16 protein-coding genes are annotated in these 20,409 nt (G+C 60.5%); 15 read left to right on the top strand and 1 reads right to left on the bottom strand.

What is annotated here, in order from left to right; genetic code table 11:
- Positions 1-44: 44 nt before the first annotated feature.
- The 15 genes from ACNJYA_RS11320 to ACNJYA_RS11390 all read left to right on the top strand — a co-directional run bounded on the left by ACNJYA_RS11320 (position 45) and on the right by ACNJYA_RS11390 (position 18,983).
- Entirely contained in the window at positions 45-6,188 is a 6,144-nt protein-coding gene (locus ACNJYA_RS11320) for a VCBS domain-containing protein (protein WP_439402911.1), read from the top strand.
- A gap of 518 nt (positions 6,189-6,706) precedes the next feature.
- Positions 6,707-6,922 (top strand): hypothetical protein, encoded by a 216-nt coding sequence (locus tag ACNJYA_RS11325; RefSeq protein ID WP_018318137.1) that lies wholly within the window; start codon positions 6,707-6,709, stop codon positions 6,920-6,922.
- Positions 6,923-7,027: 105 nt separating this feature from the next.
- The gene (locus tag ACNJYA_RS11330) at positions 7,028-7,534 is read left to right on the top strand and encodes an A24 family peptidase (protein WP_172785657.1); all 507 of its coding nucleotides are present in this window, start codon (positions 7,028-7,030) and stop codon (positions 7,532-7,534) included.
- 1 nt (position 7,535) lies between these two features.
- Positions 7,536-8,501: a Flp pilus assembly protein CpaB gene (gene cpaB / locus ACNJYA_RS11335; protein ID WP_172785656.1), complete on the top strand. Its 966-nt coding sequence runs from the start codon at positions 7,536-7,538 to the stop codon at positions 8,499-8,501.
- Positions 8,501-9,706: an AAA family ATPase gene (locus tag ACNJYA_RS11340; protein ID WP_439402912.1), complete on the top strand. Its 1,206-nt coding sequence runs from the start codon at positions 8,501-8,503 to the stop codon at positions 9,704-9,706. Before cpaB ends, ACNJYA_RS11340 begins: the two co-directional genes overlap by 1 nt.
- Entirely contained in the window at positions 9,703-11,148 is a 1,446-nt protein-coding gene (locus ACNJYA_RS11345) for a CpaF family protein (protein WP_439402913.1), read from the top strand. The genes ACNJYA_RS11340 and ACNJYA_RS11345 overlap by 4 nt, the downstream gene beginning before the upstream one ends.
- Positions 11,145-12,077, top strand: a complete 933-nt coding sequence (locus tag ACNJYA_RS11350; RefSeq protein WP_172785653.1) for a type II secretion system F family protein — start codon at positions 11,145-11,147, stop codon at positions 12,075-12,077. Before ACNJYA_RS11345 ends, ACNJYA_RS11350 begins: the two co-directional genes overlap by 4 nt.
- Positions 12,074-12,982, top strand: coding sequence for a type II secretion system F family protein (locus ACNJYA_RS11355; RefSeq protein ID WP_439402914.1), 909 nt, complete (start codon positions 12,074-12,076; stop codon positions 12,980-12,982). Before ACNJYA_RS11350 ends, ACNJYA_RS11355 begins: the two co-directional genes overlap by 4 nt.
- A 2-nt stretch (positions 12,983-12,984) precedes the next feature.
- A complete protein-coding gene (locus ACNJYA_RS11360; RefSeq protein ID WP_439402915.1) occupies positions 12,985-13,632 on the top strand; it encodes a methyltransferase family protein in 648 nt (215 codons plus the stop codon).
- Positions 13,633-13,670: 38 nt separating this feature from the next.
- A complete protein-coding gene (locus ACNJYA_RS11365; protein ID WP_104464028.1) occupies positions 13,671-14,102 on the top strand; it encodes a hypothetical protein in 432 nt (143 codons plus the stop codon).
- A gap of 9 nt (positions 14,103-14,111) precedes the next feature.
- Complete coding sequence (locus tag ACNJYA_RS11370; RefSeq protein ID WP_439402916.1) at positions 14,112-15,449, top strand: TadG family pilus assembly protein; 1,338 nt, start codon at positions 14,112-14,114, stop codon at positions 15,447-15,449.
- Positions 15,449-15,865, top strand: coding sequence for a TadE family protein (locus ACNJYA_RS11375; RefSeq protein ID WP_439366404.1), 417 nt, complete (start codon positions 15,449-15,451; stop codon positions 15,863-15,865). Before ACNJYA_RS11370 ends, ACNJYA_RS11375 begins: the two co-directional genes overlap by 1 nt.
- A gap of 433 nt (positions 15,866-16,298) precedes the next feature.
- Positions 16,299-17,954 (top strand): type II and III secretion system protein family protein, encoded by a 1,656-nt coding sequence (locus ACNJYA_RS11380; RefSeq protein ID WP_212255198.1) that lies wholly within the window; start codon positions 16,299-16,301, stop codon positions 17,952-17,954.
- Positions 17,955-17,966: 12 nt separating this feature from the next.
- Entirely contained in the window at positions 17,967-18,365 is a 399-nt protein-coding gene (locus tag ACNJYA_RS11385) for a hypothetical protein (RefSeq protein ID WP_172785647.1), read from the top strand.
- 81 nt (positions 18,366-18,446) lie between these two features.
- A complete protein-coding gene (locus tag ACNJYA_RS11390; protein ID WP_135166076.1) occupies positions 18,447-18,983 on the top strand; it encodes a tetratricopeptide repeat protein in 537 nt (178 codons plus the stop codon).
- A 37-nt stretch (positions 18,984-19,020) separates the two neighbouring features.
- On the opposite strand, the gene ACNJYA_RS11395 is transcribed toward ACNJYA_RS11390, so the two are convergent.
- On the bottom strand, positions 19,021-19,791 hold the full coding sequence (locus ACNJYA_RS11395) for a hypothetical protein (RefSeq protein ID WP_439402917.1): 771 nt from the start codon (positions 19,789-19,791) through the stop codon (positions 19,021-19,023).
- Positions 19,792-20,409: the final 618 nt, after the last annotated feature.

Raw genomic sequence — 20,409 nt, forward strand, 5'->3', positions numbered from 1 at the left:
CGGTCCGTGAATGCGGGCGGCGCATCACCCAGAGGATTTGAGCTATGGCGACGCAGACAACGGGCGGCGGCAGCACGGTTTCGTTCGGCAATACTCCGCAAGCTAACCCGGACATTTTCTCGTTTACGGAAGAGGCCAGCGACATTCTCATCTTGAACGTGCTGACAAATGACCTCGGGGGCGCGGCCAAGACGCTGTTTTCGCTGGACGACGGCACGAGCGCCTCCGCGTCCACCAAGAGCTACGCACCTGCTGACCTGCTGGTCAAGGACGTGGCGTACAGCAGTGACGCCGCCGGCATGGCTGGAACCCGTGACCGCAGCGCGCTCGGTGCCCGCATCTGGATCGAGTCGGACGGCACCGTTCATTACGACAAGGGCGACATCAACGCTCAGCTTCAGGCGCTGGCGGTCGGGCAAATGTTGACTGACACATTCACCTACGCGATCCAACTGGGCAATGGCACGCTCAGCTGGGCGACGGTGACACTCCAGTTCAACGGCGCAAACGATTCGGTCTTCGCCACATCAAGTCCACAGAGCGGCTCGGTGGTAGAAGACGCGAATGCCACACCGGATCTCTCGGATTCGCAGAGCGCGGCCGGCACTATCAGCTTCAACGACGCCGATCTCAGCGACACGCATTCGGCCTCGTTCGCGGCAGCCTCTTCCAACACGACTTCGCTCGGCACTTTCTCGCTCGATCCCGTCAACGAGGCGGCCAATGCCGCCAACGGCGCGGTGCAGTGGCACTACAATTTGAACAACGCGGCTGCGCAATACCTCGCCGCGGGCCAGACCGTCACCGAGAGCTTCGTGGTGACGATCGAGGACGGTCACGGCTCGACAGCTACCCAGACGGTGACGGTCACGATCACCGGCACCAACGATGCGGCCACGGTCTCATCCGAGGCGAAGTCCATTACCGAGGGCGATGCGGCGGCGGCGATCAACACGAGCGGCCAGCTGACGATTGTGGATCCCGACACGGGTCAGGCCCATGTCGTTGCCCAAGCCAACGTCCACGGCGGCTACGGCGACTTCACGATCGATGCCAACGGCGCCTGGAGCTACACCGGCAACGGCGCCCACAACGAGCTCACCGCCGGCCAGCAGGTGCAGGACCAGTTCACGGTCACCAGCCAGGACGGCACCGCGACCGGCATCGTCACGGTGACGATCACCGGCACCAACGACAACGCGACCGTGAGTTCGGATTCGAAGGCGGTCATCGAGGGCGACACCGCAGCTGCGCTCAACACGAGCGGCCAGCTCAGCATCACCGACCCGGATACAGGTGAAGCCCATGTCGTGGCGCAGACCAACGTCCACGGCACCTACGGCGACTTCGCGGTCGATGCCAATGGCGCCTGGAGCTACACCGGCAACGGCGCCCACAATGAGCTCACCGCCGGTCAGCAAGTGCAGGACCAGTTCACGGTCACCAGCCAGGACGGCACCGCGAGCGGCACGGTGACGGTGACCATCACCGGCACCAACGACGCCGCCACCGTCAGCTCGGACTCGAAGTCCGTCACCGAGGCCGATACCGCATCGGCACTCAACACCTCGGGCCAGCTCAGCATCACCGACCCGGATACGGGCGAAGCCCATCTCGTGGCTCAGAGCAACGTCCACGGCACCTACGGCGATTTCAGTATCGATGCCAATGGGGCCTGGAGCTACACCGGCAACGGTGCCCACAATGAGCTCACCGCCGGCGAGGAGGTGCAGGACCAGTTCACGGTGGCCAGCCAGGACGGCACCGCGAGCGGCACCGTGACGGTGACTATCACCGGCGCCAACGACCCGGCCACCGTCTCGTCGGACTCGAAGTCCGTCACGGAAGGTGACACTGCCGCCGCATTGAACGCCTCCGGTCAGTTGACGATTGTGGATCCCGACACCGGCGAAGCCCATGTCGTGGCGCAGAGCAACGTCCACGGCACCTACGGCGACTTCGCGGTCGATGCCAATGGCGCCTGGAGCTATACCGGCAACGGTGCGCACAATGAGCTCACCGCCGGCCAGCAGGTGCAGGACCAGTTCACGGTCACCAGCCAGGACGGCACCGCGAGCGGCACGGTGACGGTGACCATCACCGGCACCAACGACACTGCCACGGTCTCTTCGGACTCGAAGTCCGTCACGGAAGGTGACACTGCCGCCGCATTGAACGCCTCCGGTCAGCTGACGATTGTGGATCCCGACACCGGCGAGGCCCATGTCGTGGCACAATCGAACGTCCACGGGACCTACGGCGACTTCTCCATCGGTGCCAATGGCGCCTGGAGCTACACCGGCAATGGTGCCCACAATGAGCTCACTGCCGGCCAGCAGGTGCAGGACCAGTTCACGGTCACCAGCCAGGACGGCACCGCGAGCGGCACGGTGACGGTCACCATCACCGGCAGCAATGATGCGGCCACGGTCTCGTCGGACTCGAAGTCCGTCACGGAAGGCGACGCTGCTGCCGCATTGAACGTCTCCGGCCAGCTGACGATTGTGGATCCCGATACGGGCGAGGCCCATGTCGTGGCGCAGAGCAACGTCCACGGGACCTACGGCGACTTCTCCATCGGTGCCAATGGCGCCTGGAGCTACACCGGCAACGGCGCCCACAATGAGCTCACCGCCGGCCAGCAGGTGCAGGACCAGTTCACGGTCACCAGCCAGGACGGCACCGCGAGCGGCACGGTGACGGTGACCATCACCGGCACCAACGACGCCGCCACCGTCAGCTCGGACTCGAAGTCCGTCACCGAGGCCGATACCGCATCGGCACTCAACACCTTGGGCCAGCTCAGCATCACCGACCCGGATACGGGCGAAGCCCATCTCGTGGCTCAGAGCAATGTTCACGGGACCTATGGTGACTTCGCGGTCGATGCCAATGGCGCCTGGAGTTACACCGGTAACGGTGCCCACAACGAGCTCACCGCCGGCCAGCAGGTCCAGGACCAGTTCACGGTCACCAGCCAGGACGGCACCGCCACCGGCACGGTGACGGTGACCATCACCGGCAGCAACGATGCGCCGGTGCTGAATGCCAATGGCGGTTCACTGTCCTATACCGAGGGGCAGGCGGCGACCGCGATCGATACCGCGCTGATCGTGTCGGATGTTGACAGCACGAATCTGACCGGCGCGACGGTCTCGATCACGGGCAACTTCGCCTCCGGCCAGGATGTGCTCGGTTTTACCGATCAGAACGGCATCACCGGTAGCTATAATGCCAGCACTGGGGTGCTGACCCTGACGGGTTCGTCGAGTGTGGCGAACTACCAGGCGGCTCTGCGCTCCGTGACATATTCGAACTCCGGTGACAATCCGTCGGGCGCGACCCGCACCATCAGCTACCAGGTTGACGACGGCCAGACGGTCAGCCACGCCAGCAATATCGTGACCTCGACAGTCACCGTCATCCCGGTCAACGACGCGCCGGTGAATACGGTTCCGGGAGCACAGACGACAAACGTCAACACGACAAAGGCGATCACTGGACTTAGCATCTTCGATGCCGACTCGGACGGCGCCACTGAAACGATCACGTTGTCCGTAACCGACGGCACCTTGACCGTTTCGGGAGGTGCCGCAGGGATCAGCGGCAGCGGAACGTCCACGGTGACGCTGACCGGAACAGTCAGCGCCATCAATTCCACCCTGGCCTCGACGGTCAGCTACGTTCCGACACCGAACTTTGCCGGAACGAGCACTCTGACGATGACAACGAGCGACAATGGCCACACCGGAGCGGGTGGTGCATTGACCGATGTCGATACCGTGACCATTTCGGTCACGAGCCCCAGCCCCTTCGCTCTCACGCCCGGCACCGATACGGTCATCTATGCATCGGGCACCAATACTGTGACCGGCACGCAATCTCCCCTAGCGCTAAACAACGGTGACATGCTGACTGGGGGAAGCGGTACGGACACTCTCGCAGTCAGTGGCGGCGGTTTGGGGCCATTCACCTTCGGCGATGGTGCTGGAAGCATTGGGCTGACAAATTTCGAGACAATAAGTCTGAGTGACAGCAACAACGGAAATCACACTGACGCCTTGACGTTCCTTTCGACATTCCAAAACGGAGGAACGCTCACGATCGATGGATCTGGCATCACTGGTAACGGCGACCTGGTCGTAGACGCCAGCGCAGTCACGTCTGGATCGTTTGTCATCATGGGCAGTTCGGGAAACGGCGGTGATGATACCCTCAAGGGCGGTTCCAGTAACGACACGATCAACGGTGGCGCAGGTACTGGTGCGGATCGGATCGTGGGTGGTGGTGGCGCAGATGCGCTGACTGGTGGTGGTGGGAACGATACATTCGCCTATCTCCGTGTCACCGACGCCGGTGACCACATCACCGACTTCAGCACCTCAGGGGACAAGCTCGAATTCACGGTAACCGCCGGGCGTTTCGTCATTGGTGATGTCGATACAAGTGTTGAAAACGTCAGAACGGGCAACAACGCTGCGATAAATCTCGCCAACACCGAAGTCGGCATCAAAACAGACGCATCCGTGACGACAGCGACAGTTCAATCAACGATCAACGGTTACTCGAATATCACGACAGGGGCCCTGTTCGTATTCCACAATTCGACGGTGGGCCACGCGCAGGTCTACTACGATCCCAATCCGAGCGTGGCGGGCGGCGCGATACTCGTTGCAGATTTGGACAATCTGACCACTCTGGCCAGCATAACCGGTACCTTCAGCGCGGCGGACTTTGCGTTTGGAACGGCGCTTGCTCCTGCGGGCGTATCGGGGCAGCCCATCAATCTGGGTCTGACCAACTCGCCGGCCAGCGAGGGGCAACTCGCCACGGTCACTGTCGCCAGCATGCCCGCCGGCTGGACGCTGAATGGTGGGACGCTGCTCGGCGATGGCAAGTGGACGATCGAGACAACCGACGTCAGCTCGCTAATGGTGACATCGCCAATCAGTTTCGTCGGAGCTTTGCACCTCGACGTGACCGTGACTTGGATGCAGCCGGACGGCTCGGCTGTCATCGAGACATTCGCCGACAATGTTGAAGCTTTTGCAACGGGCTCCCCCATCATCGCCATTTCCGGCGATGACTATCTCACAGCGTCAGGTGGCAGCGATCTACTTGTATTCTCTCGGCCGATCGGCCACGACGTCATCTATAATTTCGACATTGCGCATGATCAGATCGATCTGATCGGCTACGCCGGCTTCAAGACGTTCGCCGACGTCCAGACGCAACTGTCTACCGACGATGACGGTGATGCCGTCATTACGCTGGCCGATGGTCAAACGATCACCTTGAATGGCATCGATGCCGCCTCGCTCGCAGCGGACGACTTCGTGTTCGACTTTGAGCCCACAGTCGACAACGCCGCCACAATGATGATCGGCAACGGCGCAATGCTGCCTTTGTCCGGTAACATCCACAATACGGGCACGATCTCGTTGAACGCGACCGGCGCGGAGACCGACCTCCAACTTGTCGGGCACGGCATTTTGCTTGCAGGTGGCGGTCAGGTGCTGTTGTCCGACAATAGCGAGAATACTATCAGTGGAGCTGTTTCCGACGTCACGCTGACCAACATCGATAACACCATTTCGGGAGCCGGACAGCTTGGCGAGGGGACATTGCGCCTTGTCAACCAAGGTACAATCAACGCCACCGGCACCAACGCGCTCGAGATTGACACCGGTAGCAACATCATCGTCAATTCCGGAACGATTGCGGCCAGCGGCAGCGGCGGTCTGGTCATCGACAGCAACGTGGACAATTCGGGGCTGCTGTGGGCCCATGGCGCCAACATCACTCTCAATGGCACCGTAAGCGGCAGCGGCACCGCCCTGATGGATGGCGCCGCTACGATCGAATTCGGAGCAGCTTCATCTGCGCATGTTGCGCTTGATGCCGCAGCCACCGGGACAATTGTGCTCCATGACTCCCTCGACTTCAGCGGCGTCGTGTCCGGGTTCAACGAAGATGACCACCTGGATCTGCTCGACGTCGCATTCGGGGACGGCACGACTACAAGTTATGTCGCAAATCAGGCCGGCACTGGCGGAATCCTTTCGGTGACTGACGGAGTTCATACCGCCAATATCAGCTTGCTGGGCCAGTACGATCCCGCGAGCTTCCAGGCTGAGGCAGATAAGAACATGGGAACGCTTATCAGCTACCACGCGGATCTCGTCTGACGCGTTGCGGGGAAATGGCTAAGGGTGCCGACTGCAAAGTCGGTACCTGGTTCGCCTGGATATCCTAACGCCTTGCCGACTGCCCTGGTGCATCCCGCCGTTTCTGAGTAGCCGGCATCTCGTTGGGCTTGAGCGAATCCCGCGCCAGTTGCGACTTTTCGCACGTCGTGAAAGTTGCTTCATGCGTGCCGAGCGGGCGCAGCATCAATTAATGTTATTATAGCGATGCTCATCCGTAATAATCCGGTGGTTCTTTGCCGACTCCAGCCAGTGCTCTGCCCGGGATTCGATTGTTAGGTTAGCTATCGTCTTTGTATTACGACGTTTTTGTCGATTCCTGGATGGTCGTGACGGGCTCGTTTTGCGATGGCTATTCAAATCAGACATTAATACATTAAATGTTGACGATAATAAATATTTAATGGATAGTTTACCGCTGGCGGGGCCGGAAATAAATCCGCAGCCGCTGAAGTTGCCGAGGTGTCTGTAAATTCATCTTGAAAGAAGGGTTTCCTCCTATGTTGCATCATTTCATCGAGACCAAGGAAGCGTTGAAGCGTCTGCGGACGGACCAGGACGGCGTGGTGTCATTCGAATACATCATCGTCGCGGTTTGCATCGTTGGCGCAGTAGGTGCCGTGTTCGGCGGTGGAGCTGGTGGCCAAATCGGGGCCGCCCTGACGACCGGGATCACCGCTATCACCACCGCCTTCGCCACCGCGATCGCTGGCTGAAACGGCCATTTGACACCAGAGGGGGGCATCGGAATGTGTCCCCCTCTCGAATGTTCTTTCCTGCATTCCTAGTGTGCCTTCCACCTCTTTGAGGCATGCATTTTCATGACCTGGGTTTCATACGTCGCCTCGATACTGGAAATCCTGTTGTTGCTCTACGTCGCAACGATCGACGTCGCGACGCGCCTGATCCGAAACGAAATGTGTCTGGCGCTGGCGGCGCTCGGGATCGCCAGTCAATTGCCCAATCCCATGCAAGTTGCCGAGTCGCTGATATCGGCCGCGATTCTCTTTCTGCTGCTGTTCGTCCTCTACGCGCGCGGAGGGATTGGCGGCGGCGATGTCAAATTGCTGACTGCGCTGGCGATCGGGTTTCCAGTGACCGGCCAGATTCAGCTCCTGACCATAACTGCGCTGGCCGGCGGCGTTCTTGCCCTGGTGCATCTGATGATGCGCCACCTGCCTCATCCCAAACTGGCACCCGCCAGATCGTCACTCCCGCGCCGGGTCTACGCGATCGAACGTTGGCGTCATTTGCGACACGCCCCGCTGCCCTACGGAGTTGCAATAGCGTGCGGGGGTATCTGGACGATTTTGAGCAAAGGATTGTGAGATGTCATCCGCGTTGCGTCTGTCGATCATCATGGTGCTTCTGCTCGCAACCACGGCGTTCGGGCTTATTGCCTATAACATGAACCTGCCGAAGGCGCCCGCTCCGGCCCCGGTGCAAGTCACGGAGACGGCCCCGGCACCGGCACCGGCGACGACCGCCGGATACTTCGTCGCGGCGCGTTCCTTGCCGAAGGGAACTTTGGCTCGCGAAGAAGATTTCACGGTGCGATCGGTGCCACCGGAGCGCATTCCTCAGGGCGCGATCCTTGAAACGCCCGAGTCCAAGGCCGGACTTCCCGGTTCTCTGATCCGCAGGTTCGTTGAAGCAGGCAGTCCCGTGACGTTGCAGGACATTCTGCGTCCGCGGGACCGAGGCTTCCTGGCCAGCGTCCTGGCACCGGACAGCCGTGCCATCAGCATCAAGGTTGACGAGGAGGCGGGCGTCTCCGGCCTGATCAGGCCGGGTGATCATGTGGATGTCGTATTGACCCAGGTATTCGAGAAGGTCGACACCGCACGTCGAGCCCTCAGCGAGACCGTTCTGCGCAACGTTCGAGTGATCGCGATCGACCAGGAGATCGTGCAGGGTGCACGACCAATTGGCGGAATGGCAGGCAAGCAAACGCAAACCGTGTCCCTTGAGCTTGCGCAGGAGCAGGTCAAGAAAGTCACCGTCGCAAAGCAGCTCGGAACACTGTCTCTGGCCGTGCGTGCAGCAGTCGATCAATGGGACAAGGCCGACACTGGCGCGATGTCAAGCTGTGATGTGTCCCCGGAACTTGCTCGTCAGTACGCGATCGCACGTCAGAGAACGGCAGTCGTCATTCATTCGGGCGGCGAGACCAAGCAATATACGGTCAGAAAGCAAGACGAGGACGCTCTCGTCAGCTGCGAGGGGGCCTCGGAAGTTGTGCACCAGACCGCAACGGCCGAAGCTTATGCCAACAGGTTTTCGGAGAAACGTTGATGAACATTGCCATAGCCGCTCCGCCCGAAGAATCGACATCGATCGTCACGCGTAACCGCATCGTCTGTTTCGTAAACGACGAGATCAGCGCCGCGGCTTTGCGCAAGGGCCTCGAAGGCGCCAACCTGTCGATCAGGCGCGGCACGATCCGCAATGCGATACGGATGCTGGAATCCGACACAGACCTGTGCGCGCTGGTAACAGACATCAGCGGCATCGATGATCCCTTCACTGAACTGGAAAGGCTGGCCGGCGTCTGTCCGCCCGATGTCCGCGTAGCTGTGATTGGCGAGAACAGGGAGATCACCTTCTACCGTGAGCTTCTGGAGCTCGGCCTGGCCGAGTATCTGCCGCGGCCGCTCACGCGCGATTTGGTGCTGGACCAGCTGCGCCCCAAGCTGCTGGGCGATACGGCGGCCAACCAGATCGATCGTGGTGGGCACGTGGTCTCGATCTGCGGAGCACAGGGCGGCGCCGGCGCCACGAGCATCGCGATCAATCTGGCGCTGCAGCTTGCCGAGACCACCAAGGCCAAAGTGGCGCTGCTCGACCTTCATCTGCAGGGCGGCGAAGCCGCCGTGATGTTGGGTGTCCGTCCCGGGCCGGGTCTGCGCATCGCCCTGGAAAATCCGATGCGGGCGGACACGCTGTTCCTCGAGCGGGCGGCGATCGAAGTCAACGAGCGGGTCTGTCTGGTCTCGGCCGACGAGGATCTCGATGCGCAGCTCGAAATCACGGAAGCCGGCGTACGACACGTGCTGGGTCTGCTCCGTCAACGATTCAACTACATCGTTGTCGATGTGCCCGTCCCGTTCCCGCCATCGATCTATCCGGTGATTACGCTTTCCCGTCACGTGATGGTGCTGCTCGAAGCCGAGGTGACCGGACTTCGTAATGCCCACGCGCTGCGCACCGCCGTCATCAACATCGCCGGCAAAGATCGGGTCTTTACCTTGCTCAACCGGGCCGGTCGTCCCGGTGGACTTCCCAGGGCGGCAGTCGTCAAGGCGATGGGCGCAGAGCCGGACATCGTCGTTCCCGATCTCGGCAAGGGGATGACCGAGGCGGTCAATCTCGGAATTCCGGCTCTGAAGCACGTCAGGAAGTTGCGACGTCACCTGGCACCGATTGTACGGGAGATCAGCGGTGTCGGCGCCGAGCGGAAGAGCTGGTGGAGGAGGGTGCTCACAGCACATCTGGGATGAAAAAGTTCGGTCGGCGTGAGGAAGAGGCGTCCGCTTTTGCAGCTGCGTTGGGGACCGGGCTGCCTGGTCCTGCGGCAGGCTTGCCTCTGTCGATGCCCAACGTTGCTGCATCTGCGCCAAGCGCGCCTCCAGTCGTGTCAAACGTGCCCGCATCCGCGCCGAGGCGCGACGAACCCCCGATCCACCACCCGGTGATACCGGCTTCGTTGCGTGAACGGGTCATCGAGCAGATCGAGCCAGCGGTGGCCGCAACCGTTTCGCGCGAAGTTCTTCGGCGGCAGATCGAGGAAATCATCCATCAAATTGCCAACCAGGAGCGGCTCGAGCTGTCGGGGCGCGAGCAGCTTCAGCTTGCGGACGAGATTGCCGACGACATGACGGGCTACGGGCCGCTTCGTCCGCTGCTGCTCGATCAATCGATCAACGATATCATGGTGAACGGTCCGAGCAACGTCTACGTGGAACGAAGCGGCAGGCTGGAACGGATCGCAGTGCGATTCCGCGACAATGATCATATCGCCTCCGTCGCTCAGAAGATTGCCGCGCAGGTTGGCCGGCGCGTCGACGAATCCAGCCCGATGGTGGACTGCCGCCTGCTGGATGGCAGCCGCGTCAACATCATTCTCCCGCCGCTGGCGATCCATAGTCCGTGCATCTCCATCCGGAAGTTTCCAACCCGGCGTTTGGACATTGCTGGATTGATCGAAAATGGCTCAATGACCGCGGCCATCGGAAAACTGCTGGAGATCGCCGCCCGGTCTCGGCTCAATGTTCTGGTCTCCGGCGGTACCGGATCCGGCAAGACGACGCTCCTGAACGCGATGAGTCAATTCATCGATCACAGCGAACGCATCGTAACGATCGAGGATGCGGCAGAGTTGCAGCTTCAGCAGCCGCACGTGATCAGCCTGGAGACCCGGCCTCCCAGTCTGGAGGGCACAGGGCAGGTGACGCAACGCGATCTGCTGGTGAACGCCCTGCGCATGCGTCCCGACCGAATCGTGGTCGGCGAAGTCCGCAGCGCGGAAGCTTTCGACATGCTCCAGGCGATGAACACCGGCCATGACGGTTCGATCTCCACGGTCCACGCCAATAGTACCCGGGACGCCCTGACCCGCATCGAAAACATGGTGCAGATGGGACAAGTCAATCTACCGTCGCGAGCCATTCGAGCTCAGATCGTCGCTGCACTCGATCTCATTGTGCAGGTCGAACGCATGCGGGACGGGCAACGTCGTATCGTTCAGATCAGTGAGGTCATCGGCCTCGAAGGGGAGGTGATCACCACCAATGACATCGCAGCCTTCGAATACAAGGAGGAGGATGAGCAGGGTCGTCTATCGGGCACCTATAGGTGCAACCTTGCAACTCCGAAATTCAAGAGCCGTCTTGTCTATTACGGGCTGGATGGAGCGTGGGCCGAGGCAATGAGGCAGATATGATGCCGGAGTCCGTAATCGCGTCCTTTCTGGCGCTCGCGATGTGCGCGGCAGCCATTTCGTTGTGGCTCGATGCTCGGGAGCGACGCATCAATCGCCGGCTGGCGGTTGCTCTGCCAGCTTCCCATCCAGTCAACCTACCATCCATTCGCCGGTTGGAGGCGGGGTCTTCGTCGCTGTTGCTCCATCGCGTGGCCAATTACAATCGCGAGATTCCTTACGCCTGGCATCCAATCTATGTGTTGCTTGCCGGTGCCATCGCAGCAGCAGCAATCCTTTACACCAATCGCCTGCTGGGATTCTCCATTCTTTACGTGTCCGTCGCGGCGGCAATTGCCGCCATCGTCGTCGTGCGAGGCCTCTTCGGGTGGCAGCAACGTCGCTTCGCCAGGCAGCTCTTTCGACAGCTGCCTGATGCGATCCAGCTCGTGACGAGCACCGTTCGATCGGGTCTGCCTGTGCACGAAGCTTTTCGCGCCCTCGCGCGCGACATGCCGCAACCAACAGCTGGGCAGTTTGCCATCGTATGCAGCGAGGTGAACCTTGGAAGACCTCCGGAGGACGCCGTCCAAAGTGTCTATCGGCGAACGCAGGTGGCGGAATATGCGATGTTCGCGGTGACCCTTGCAGTTCAGTTGAAGTCGGGTGGTAGCCTTGCGGAGACCTTACAGAACCTGGGAGACACCGTGAGGCAACGTGTTGCACTGGCTGCTCGGGCCAAGGCGCTGGCAGGAGAGGTGATCTTTTCCTCGCGGGCGCTGACAATCTCGCCCTTGCTTGGGGGCGGGGTGCTATACGCGGCCAATCCGCAAACGGTCGACCTGTTGTTCACTGATCCCGTTGGAAACAAGCTGCTGGCTTACGCAGTGGTCTCGGTGCTTGTCGGGGCCTTGGTGATAAGTTGGATGGTCAGACGGGAAACGGCACTATGACGCTCGGTCTTGGTCTGGTGGCTCTCGCATTGGCAGCTGGTGCTGCGAGCTGCGTGTTGATCATCCGCGAAATGCACATTCGCGCTTTGGACGTGCGGGTCTCGAACGCCGTGATGGGCGTTGCTGGGCGGTCAGCGCCCTTCCAAGACATGACCGGTTGGTTTTCGTCGCTCGGCATGCGGTACCGGCGTTTCTATGCCGAGGAAAATCTGGATCAGCTGCGAGCGATTCTTCAATCATCCGGTTTCAATCACCGTCGAGCCCTGCCGACCTGGATCGGTGTCAAGGCCGTCAGCATGTTCTTATGCCCGATCATTGCCGGAGGGGTCGCTCAGCTCTTGGGGAAGCCGCTGCTGGACGTGCTTGTCTTCACACTGATGGGCGTGGCGGTCGGAATCGTGGGACCGCGGTTGATACTGGCGATGCTGAAGCGGCGGTTTGATGCGGCCATTCGTCTGGGCACGCCGGATGTGATCGATTTGCTGGTTGTGTGCAGCGAAGCGGGAATGGGCCTGGAGAGCGGGCTGGCACGCGTTGCGCAGGAAATGAATGAGACCAATCCCTCTATGGCCGGTGTCTTGAGGAATCTTCTTGATGATCTGCGGATACTGCCTAGCCGCAGCGAGGCATTCGAGAAGCTGGGAGCTACGTCGGATGGGCTGCGCCGATTCGGGACTATGCTCGCCCAAAGCCTGCAATACGGGACGCCGATTGGCCAGGCGCTGCGGAGCATCGCCGTCGACCTGCGGCGGGAACGTATTACCAAGCTCGAAGAAAGAGCACACAAGCTGGGCGCCAAGCTGACCATTCCCATGGTGCTGTTCCTGCTTCCAGCCATGTTCGTCATTTTGGGAGGAAGTCCCATTCTGCATCTCGTACGTTCATTTGCCAGCTTCGGTAAATAGCCATGAGCACCGTTGTCCTGTCGAAAGCCTCCTCTTACGATCGGACGATGCAGCTGTTCGGCGGCATGTGGTTCATGTTGCTGGCACTTGGCGTCGCCTTCAAGATTGGCTCGTCGCCCGATGATCCCGGGCCCTCGCTCCTGTCGAGTGTGTGCCTTGCGATCTTCTACGTACTGCTGGCGCTGTTGACCATCACGCGGCCGCCGGCAAAGGCGCAGGCGGAAGGTCTTCGCCCGAGAATAGCGGCGTTCGTCGGCACTTACATGCCATGGACGATCGCGCTCTTCGGCAAGACCGACCAGGCGCTCCCAAACCTCGCATCCACCGCTTGCGTGTTGATCGGCATGATCATGATGCTGGTCACCATCAGGCATCTTGGCAGGTCGTTCAGCCTGGTGCCACAGGCGCGCAACGTGGTGCAAACGGGTCCGTATCGGTGGATCAAGCACCCGCTCTACCTTGCGGAAGAAATCGCGGTATTGGGTGTGGTGCTGAAAAACCCGTCGCTGCTGACCGCTATCCTGCTGGTCCTGCATATCGGCGTCCAGATTTGCCGAATTCATTACGAAGAGGACCTGCTTCGGCGCAACTGCCCTGAATATTCGAGTTACGAAGCCTCGCGCTGGAGGGTGATCCCCTATGTTTGGTGAGTGCCGTTCCGGTCGACGACTGCGGTCGAGGTAGGCTCATGAGCCACAAGAAGTCGTTCATCGTGGATCAACGCGGGGCCGTCGCGTTTGAGACATTGATCGTCTACCCGGTTTTGGTGGCGTTCCTGCTCATGCCGCTCGCCGACTTGGCTGCTGCAGGCTTCCAGTTTATCTCCGCATGGAGCGCATTGCGCTCCTTCGGGCAGTATGTGCAGTACGCTAATCCGCTCGCCCCTGACGGCACGGTGAGCTGGAAGACAGGGCTACAGACGACAGTCGCCGGTCATGCGATCAGCAACCTTCAGGTTTTGTGCGGAGACGCAGGGGCCACCTGTTCGCCAGGCAATCTGGAGTCTCCCAAGTACATTACATTCTCGACAACCATCACCTTGGCTCCAATTGTGTGGAGAGGGGTGCTGTGTCCCACCACTTGTACCTACACGCTGCCTTACTCAGAACGGTTCCAGTAGGGGGCTTCCATGCGTAGTCTACTCCATTCCCAACGTGGCTCCATCGCATTCGCAACAGTCATCGCTCTCGTGCCACTCATCGGAGTGGTCGCACTCGGGGCGGAGGCCGGATCGTGGTACGTCACCCGCCAGCATGCGCAGAACGCGGCCGACTCGGCTGCCTATTCGGGCGCATTGCGGCTTTCATGTACGATGGCGGGTGCGGCCTGCGACACGCAATCAGTGGATTATCGCGGCAAGGAATTCGCGGCACAGAACGGATTTTGCAACTCGAGTCCCAACGACGCTACCGGCTATCCGGGCAGAAACTGTCCGACAACCCTACCGACCGGAATCTCGCGGGCCGTGCAGATCGATATCGGCGACTACAGTGCGGGCACGTTCACAACACCACCTGCAGGCACCGGCAACGCCGTTCGCGCCAGGGTCAGCCAGCAACAACCGGCGTACTTGGCGGCAGTGCTGGGTTTGACCACCGTCAACATCCCCGCCCAAGCCATTGCACTGGTCCAGCAGCCGACCAAGGCGTGCGTCCTCGCGCTTGGACCTGATTCAGGCGCACTCAAGCTTGCTGGTAACCTCAGCAACAACGGAACTGGCTGCGCTCTGATGTCGGATACCAGTGTTCAACTTGCCAGCACTCCAACTTTCACCGGCTCGGGATGGGCACTTTATGGTGTGAATGGCTGCACCCCCTCGGGCAGCTGCAGCAATGTTAGCGTGCCGCACAACTATTTCATGACGTACGCCAGCAATCCGCTCAGCAAACTGGACACCGCATCGTTCAACAGCAGGACGGGCAATACAAATATGCCATGCACCCTTCAGGCGGATGGCTGGAAGCATTGCGCGCCAAATAGCGCCGGGACGGGGGCTTACGGCAGTTTCACGGTGCAGAACGGCGACAAGTACGTTTTGGACCCGGGAACATATTTCTTCTACAAAGCAAATATAAAGATGACCGGCGGACAACTGAAAGGCGTAGGCGTAACCCTCGTCTTGCTTGGAGACTCGCAGCTCACCATCAACGGGGGTACGGCGGATCTTTCCGCGCCTGTCACTAACACGTTCTCCTCCGATCTAAATGGCGTCCTGATCGACGATCAGGCTCCGAGCAAGATCAGCAACAAGGTCACCATCAACGGTGGCGGTCTGGTTAGCCTGGGCGGGGCAATCTACTTTCCCAAGGTCGACGTTAGCTGGGCCGGTACGACTGCCAGCACCAATACGACCTGTTCGCAAGTGATCGCCAAAACGATCGACATGAGCGGTGGCGGCTACCTCAGCACGGAAGGCTGTGCTCCGGCCACGATCATTTACACCCAAGTTGTCGCTTTGGTGCAGTAATGAGAAAGCTCGACAATCGCGGTATCGCGCCCTTTGAATTCATCATGGTATTCGTGCCGCTTTTCACGTTGATGTTCGTCATCTTCGATCTCGGACGCTATGCCATCACGATGCAATCCTTGCGGACGCTCGCGAGTGCTGGCGCCCGTGCGGTCATGATTAGCTGCTATACGCCTGCCTTGCTTCAAAGCCCGCCGCAGTCGCCGGCCGGCTGCACCGGGGATCCCCTGTCCACCGCCGCCAAGCAGACCGCGGCCCCCTTCCTGTTTTTTGGAGGTCTGACGCCAACGTTGACCGTGGGGGCCACCAGCAACAGCTTGAGTGTTACAGCTTCCCAGGCAAACTTTACGATGCTGATGCCCATATGGGGCACAGCGCTCAATGCGCCGAGCGCCTCCAACCAGATTCCCTTCTAGGGCGAATATGGCAGCAAGTCTGACATGTTTCCCCCGGCAGTGCCTCGTGGCCGCGGCATGCGGGCCAAACGCGCGGATGCGGAATTACTCGGCCAAGCGAATCGCCAAGCGTGCGACCGACCGTCCTTCGATCGCAAAGCGACGACCGGAGCGCGTGCCCAGAGCGGTCGCGCCGCGGGATAGTTCCCCACAACCAGAGAGAATGATGCGCGCTGGCAACATTGCAGGGTTTTCTTTCTGCTTGCGGCTGTGCGGTAAGTATCTCGTCTTGCAAGCTGCCTGCATGAAGGACGATGATCTTGGAAGCACGTAGTAACGAATTGTAGTGGGACAGATCGTAAGCTCTGCGACGTGGTACGCGGAGGAGAATTGTTGAGGGCATCGAGCACGTAGATTTGCGGGGATGGCCGCGGATTACAGTGGGGGGACTCGAATGGGTGGTGATCGCGTTTCGGGTAGGGCTGCAGGGAGGCTTCTCGCCTTTGGCGTGATGGGTCTTGGTGCGGCGCTCGCCTCCTTTGCGACCCCTGACCGCGCGACGGCTGCAGACCGGCGGGGGTCCTCCGGCGGCGTCTTCGTCAGCGAAATGAACGACGTCCAGCGGGTCAAGCTCGTCGTCAACAAGTCACGCACCTTCAAGGTCGATACTGCTTTCGCAACCATCGTGGCCGGCTCGCCTGATATTGTGGACGTGAAATCGCTCAGCGATCACCTCATTTACGTGCAGGGCAAGCAGACCGGCACAACAAACGTCATACTATTTGATTCATCGATGAAGCAGATCGGGATCCTCGACGTCGAGGTCGTGATCGATACCGGAAATCTACAGCAGAACATCCGGACCAGCACCGGTGGCCAAGGTATTCGCGTGTCGGCTTCCGAGGGACAGGTGGTGCTCAGCGGGACCGCAGCCGACGCGGTTACCGCCGAGCGGGCCATGGCGATCGCCACCAGTACGGTCGCGAAAGGGGGCGTCGTCGTTAACGCGATGAGCGTCGCGGCGCCGCAACAGGTGATGCTCGAGGTGCGCTTTCTCGAGGTGAGCCGGGAGGCTGGACGCAACTTGGGCGTCAATCTCTATGCGGCGAATGCCAATGGGACGAACGTTGGCAACAGCGGGCTGGGCGGTGTGACACGCGCCGGTCGAGCACCGATTGGCGGAATCAATACCGCCAACGGTCCTCTCGGTGCCGGGGGAGGAGCTGTCGGCGCTCCGCCGACGGGTAGTCTTCCGATCCTCGGAACTCTGGGGACGCTTGCCGGGACTGCAGGGGGGGTCGCGCCGGCACCGTTCGGAAGTCTGTTGACCAGTCTCATTCGAACCAGCAATGGCGGCTCGGTGGATTTGTTGATCTCCGCGCTGGAAACCAAGGGATTGGCCCGCCGACTGGCCGAGCCAAACTTGACCACGCTTTCCGGCGATGCCGCCCGCTTCCTGGCTGGCGGTGAGTTTCCAGTGCCCATACCGACCCAGACGACGAACGGCTTTCCGACCATCACGATCGACTACAAGAAGTTCGGCGTCGAACTGGCTTTCGTGCCAACCGTGCTATCGCGCGGTGTGATCAATCTTCGCGTCGAGCCGTCGGTCAGCGAGCTTGATTTCACCAATGCGGTGACGATCCAGGGGACGACTGTTCCAGCATTGACCCGCCGCGACGCGCGCACGACGGTCGAGCTGCGCGACGGCCAGAGCTTTGCAATCGCCGGCCTGCTGCAAACCCGCAACCGTCAGGACGTTTCGCAATTGCCCTGGATCGGCTCGGTGCCCGTGCTTGGAGCCCTGTTCAGCAGCAAGTCGTACCAGCAGGAGGAAACCGATCTCGTCATCATCGTGACGCCACGCCTGGTCGCGCCGGCCGCACCCGGTCAGCAACTGGCGTCGCCGCTCGACTCCCGCCTTCCGGCCAATGACGTTGATTTCTTCCTCAATGGCCAGATGGAAGTCCGCAAGCGTTACCATGACTACGTCAACTCCGGAGGCGAGGTGAAGGGACCGTATGGCCACATCATCGCGCCTGAACTCAGGGCCCCCGTCGTCGTCCCGGCCGCGAGTGCCGATCAGACGGTCGTCAAAACTCTAAACTAGAGGACGCGCGAGATGACGATCAGGTATCTGGCTCTGTTTGCGCCCTTCCTCCTCGGGGGATGTTACGGCGTCGCCGGTCATGACGAGGTGGATCGCTACTTTCAGCGTTCCGACACCATCACGATGAGTGCCGGCAATGCCAAGGAGGTCAACGCCGTCACCCATACAATCCATCCATGGCCGCGATACGTCGGCGATCGCCGGATCGCATACGATGCTCGACGCGTCGGCTCCGCGGTGACGCGTTACGGCAACCAGCAACAGCCGGTGGATCAGCTTCCCGACATGGGCGATCCGACGAAACTCATGGGCCAGCGGCCTCCGGTCACGCAGAATGTCAACGTAACTGGATTGGGTGCGGGAGCATCGGCGGGAGTATCGGTGCCAGTCGGCCGGGCAGAGGGCAGGTAGCGGCTTCAGGTAATTGAGTTGGGCGATGGGATATTTTGAGTGCGGTGCAGTGAGTCCGCTGGGCCGGGCGGGGACAAAATTATGCGACGTGCCATTTTACTGCTGACCTGTTGCTGGCTGGCGCCAGGCCTTGCTGCTTGTGACTATACCACGCGGGAGGCTGCCATCGTGGCTCCGGTCGAGCCACCGGGCGGAGACCCCGTGCAGGAGCCGACCGACGTCAAGTACTACCCGTCGGACGAGCCCGTGCGGCTGGGCCTGGAGCATTACAATCGCGGCAGTTACGGACTCTCACAGCGCTATTTCAAGGACGCCGTCGAGAAATCACCCAAGGACGTCACGGCCTGGATTGGACTTGCGGCGAGCTACGACAAGCTGCGTCGTTTCGACCTGGCCGATCAGGCCTATGCCCGAGCGATCCGGCTCGGCGGCGAAACGGTGCAAGTCCTGAATGACCAGGGATATTCGTACATGCTGCGCGGCAATCTGAGTGCGGCGCGCCGAAAGTTTGAGAAGGCTTATTCGCTCGATCCAGGCAACCCGGTTATCGCCAATAACCTCGAGCTTCTCAATGGCAGCCGGCGGTTCATTGAAAGACCACCAAACAACCAGCCTTAAGAGGGCGATCGGCTACTGCGATCGCGGCCAGTTCTCGTCAATTTGGCCCGATCACAGCATCAGCGTGACGGCTGCCGCTGCGGATGATGACAACAACGCCATTGCGAATGGTAAATCTTGCGCCGAGCAGTTTCCGCACCTTCTCCGTGATCGGAGAGGGAAAGGGAACGGTTTCTCCCACGACGGGATCGCCGACCCTTATCGTTTCAGTCGCGGGGCCCGCAACTGGTGCAGGCTTGATATGGTCTCGGATAAGCTGAATCTCTTCACGTGACAGGACAAGCGGAGCCTGGTCAGGTTGGGTCTCCAACGGCGGCCTGGGTGTTCCACTGCTTGCCTTTTCGCGGATCTCATTGGCGCTTGCGATCTGATCGAGCCTGGCTACTCGTAACTTGAGCGCGATGATATCACGTTGCAGTGTTGCGATCTCCAATTTGCGCGCGTTGACCTGCATGATGACAATGATCGCGCAAACGCAACTCACGACGAAGCCGACGCTCAGCAGTGCGATCAACCACCGCTCGAAGTTTCCCATCGACCCTGCGGTCGTCCGGGGGAGTTGATCGCGCTGGAGATGGCGCCGCCAGATGTGACGTGCTCGGTCGATCCAATTGGGAGATCCCGTTACGCCGGTCGCCGCCTGGCGCGACCCAAAATGCGCGGGCGACGAGGCGGCTTGCTCTCGGGCTGGATCAACGACCGACGCCGTGTCGACTTGCTCAAGCCCTCGATTCTCAGGGACGCGATCCGCCGTTGTCAGATGAGCGGCAGGGTGGAAGGGATCCATCTGCTTATCGAGCCGGCCCATCTCCGCTCTCCATGCGGCCATCCATCAACTTCAGCAGTTCCGCCGACGCAGCTCGAATAGGGTACCCGAGGACTCGATCAATCGGAACGGAAAAGGCTCCAAACCGCCCCGTGAGCTGCTCTAAGAGTAGTTTCAAGAGATAGGCCGCCAACTAGATGCCAGGGTTCACCCCACCCCCGCGGATGCTGCGACCAGTAAGTTCATTGATTGTTCTCAACCCGAGGCTGCCTCCTAATCAGCGAGTCCCAGGTTCGAGCCCTGGTGCGCCCACCATCGCGAAAGCGGTCTTATTCAATAAATCGCGGGAAGAACTGCCGAGCCCGAAACGGCTCTCGTGCGACCTTTCCCGCGGCCAGATTGCCGTGCGAATCTTCCTTCGTTTCATCATTTTCGCCCCTTCCGATTGAGCAGATCGATCACATGCTCGTCGTTAGAGGCGGTGTGTGCACAGGCGGCGGACGAGAGCCGGCGCGGTCTCACATGTCCGAAGTCTGTGGTCGCGACACGTCGGTTCGACTCTCGCTCTCCGCCATCTTGCCAGCCGCACTCCGGGACCTTTACCTCGGGAAGTCTTGCCAATATTTGATATATCATGTATCAACGTTCGCAGACTATCTG

It is taken from the genome of Bradyrhizobium sp. BLXBL-01 (assembly GCF_051853025.1).
GTDB lineage: Bacteria > Pseudomonadota > Alphaproteobacteria > Rhizobiales > Xanthobacteraceae > Bradyrhizobium.

What these genes read in the sequence shown, in the direction of transcription:
- ACNJYA_RS11365 (WP_104464028.1), top strand. Translation starts at nt 13,671, where the DNA reads ATGAGCCACAAGAAGTCGTTCATCGTGGATCAACGCGGGGCCGTCGCG.
- ACNJYA_RS11385 (WP_172785647.1), top strand. Translation starts at nt 17,967, where the DNA reads ATGACGATCAGGTATCTGGCTCTGTTTGCGCCCTTCCTCCTCGGGGGA.
- ACNJYA_RS11355 (WP_439402914.1), top strand. Translation starts at nt 12,074, where the DNA reads ATGACGCTCGGTCTTGGTCTGGTGGCTCTCGCATTGGCAGCTGGTGCT.
- ACNJYA_RS11360 (WP_439402915.1), top strand. Translation starts at nt 12,985, where the DNA reads ATGAGCACCGTTGTCCTGTCGAAAGCCTCCTCTTACGATCGGACGATG.
- ACNJYA_RS11325 (WP_018318137.1), top strand. Translation starts at nt 6,707, where the DNA reads ATGTTGCATCATTTCATCGAGACCAAGGAAGCGTTGAAGCGTCTGCGG.
- ACNJYA_RS11390 (WP_135166076.1), top strand. Translation starts at nt 18,447, where the DNA reads ATGCGACGTGCCATTTTACTGCTGACCTGTTGCTGGCTGGCGCCAGGC.
- ACNJYA_RS11350 (WP_172785653.1), top strand. Translation starts at nt 11,145, where the DNA reads ATGATGCCGGAGTCCGTAATCGCGTCCTTTCTGGCGCTCGCGATGTGC.
- ACNJYA_RS11370 (WP_439402916.1), top strand. Translation starts at nt 14,112, where the DNA reads ATGCGTAGTCTACTCCATTCCCAACGTGGCTCCATCGCATTCGCAACA.
- ACNJYA_RS11320 (WP_439402911.1), top strand. Translation starts at nt 45, where the DNA reads ATGGCGACGCAGACAACGGGCGGCGGCAGCACGGTTTCGTTCGGCAAT.
- cpaB (WP_172785656.1), top strand. Translation starts at nt 7,536, where the DNA reads ATGTCATCCGCGTTGCGTCTGTCGATCATCATGGTGCTTCTGCTCGCA.
- ACNJYA_RS11375 (WP_439366404.1), top strand. Translation starts at nt 15,449, where the DNA reads ATGAGAAAGCTCGACAATCGCGGTATCGCGCCCTTTGAATTCATCATG.
- ACNJYA_RS11395 (WP_439402917.1), bottom strand. Translation starts at nt 19,791, where the DNA reads ATGGGCCGGCTCGATAAGCAGATGGATCCCTTCCACCCTGCCGCTCAT.
- ACNJYA_RS11345 (WP_439402913.1), top strand. Translation starts at nt 9,703, where the DNA reads ATGAAAAAGTTCGGTCGGCGTGAGGAAGAGGCGTCCGCTTTTGCAGCT.
- ACNJYA_RS11330 (WP_172785657.1), top strand. Translation starts at nt 7,028, where the DNA reads ATGACCTGGGTTTCATACGTCGCCTCGATACTGGAAATCCTGTTGTTG.
- ACNJYA_RS11380 (WP_212255198.1), top strand. Translation starts at nt 16,299, where the DNA reads ATGGGTGGTGATCGCGTTTCGGGTAGGGCTGCAGGGAGGCTTCTCGCC.
- ACNJYA_RS11340 (WP_439402912.1), top strand. Translation starts at nt 8,501, where the DNA reads ATGAACATTGCCATAGCCGCTCCGCCCGAAGAATCGACATCGATCGTC.